Raw genomic sequence first — 375 nt, forward strand, 5'->3', positions numbered from 1 at the left:
CCGGGTGTTCAGGAACTGGACGGTGGAGGCATTCGAGACGCCGGCCGATGCACGCTTCCTGTTCGGCGCCGATTGGGGCTTCGCCCGCGACCCGACGGTGCTGGTGCGCTGCTTCGTGGCGGGGCGGACGCTGTTCGTCGACCACGAGGCGTACCGGGTGGGCTGCGAGATCGACCGGACGCCGGACCTGTTCGACGCCATTCCGGGGTCGCGGCGGGGGCCGATCATCGCCGACAGCTCCCGGCCGGAGACGATCAGCTACATGCAGCGCAACGGCTTCGGCAGCATCACCGGGTCGACCAAGGGGGCGGGATCGGTGAAGGAGGGGGTCGAGTTCCTGAAGGCGCACGACATCCGGGTGCATCCGCGCTGCCG

The 375-nt window shown here is 69.9% G+C and carries 1 protein-coding gene; it reads left to right on the top strand.

Annotation, left to right across the window (positions count from 1 at the left end; genetic code table 11):
- Positions 1 to 22 precede the first annotated feature (22 nt).
- The coding region (locus FFK22_RS42370) for a hypothetical protein (RefSeq protein ID WP_221939331.1) at positions 23 to 375 on the top strand (353 nt) is incomplete at its 3' end.

The organism is Mycobacterium sp. KBS0706, from assembly GCF_005938675.2.
Lineage (GTDB): Bacteria > Pseudomonadota > Alphaproteobacteria > DSM-16000 > Inquilinaceae > Inquilinus.